The organism is Streptomyces hygroscopicus subsp. hygroscopicus (assembly GCF_001553455.1).
In the GTDB taxonomy this organism is placed as follows: Bacteria; Actinomycetota; Actinomycetes; order Streptomycetales; family Streptomycetaceae; genus Streptomyces; species Streptomyces hygroscopicus.
In genome coordinates, this window is sequence record NZ_BBOX01000253.1 from 1 (window position 1) to 765 (window position 765).

Here is a 765-nt window from a genome sequence, read left to right on the forward strand (position 1 = left end):
ACACCGCGCGACCTCACCGCCGCCTTCCGCACAAAGCGGGGCCACCCCTGATGGCCGACACCCACCACATCCCCCAAACCCCGGCCGGAATCGACCCGGCCGCCCTCACCCACGAACAACTCCACGGCTGGCGCTGCGCCCTGTGCGGCACACTGCTCACCGGCGACCGCCCCCTCGGCACCGTCACCCTCAGCCAGGGCCCCACTCTCACCACCTACCCCCTGTGGGCCTGCGACCCCAACTGCACCACGGAGAACGCATGGCGCGCCGCCCTCACCCACGCCGCAGGCTGCGAAGCATGCAGAACGGGCGAGTGCGAGACCGGCCAGCGCCTCCTGGACGCCTACGCCACGGCCCTCCGGCAGGAACACGCGGAGGACGCCGGAAGAGGCACCGCCGACAACCCCCACTGAGCGAGCGGCGCTCCCGGCGTATCCGAGGTGCTGGGAACACGCCGGGAACGCCCACCAGGCAACCAGGCCCTCTCGTCCATGACCGTGCCGGTGCGTGCCCGGCGGCGTCCGGTCAGTCGGCGGCCAGCCGGGTCCGCCAGCTCGGCGTCGCGGGCTTCCAGTTGAGCGCCTGCCGTACCCGGTCGTTGGCGGCGCCGCGCATGGCGGTCAGCTGGTAGCCGGTGAGCCAGCCCAGCATGCGCTCGGCCAGTTGTGCCGGCACCGTGCGGGGCGGTGGTGCTCCGAGCAGGCGGGCGTACTCGGGCAGCCAGACCGCGGCCTCGGCCGGGTCGTCGTCCACCACGTTGAACAC

General features: G+C 73.2%; 1 protein-coding gene and 1 pseudogene. One reads left to right on the forward strand and one right to left on the reverse strand.

Annotated elements, in window-relative coordinates:
- A partial coding sequence (locus AXW62_RS46055; RefSeq protein WP_306305070.1) for a hypothetical protein occupies nucleotides 1-413 on the forward strand: 413 nt, incomplete at its 5' end.
- A 112-nt stretch (nucleotides 414-525) separates the two neighbouring features.
- On the opposite strand, the pseudogene AXW62_RS24605 reads toward AXW62_RS46055, so the two are convergent.
- Nucleotides 526-765: pseudogene (locus tag AXW62_RS24605) on the reverse strand (NAD-dependent epimerase/dehydratase family protein); the annotation flags it as partial.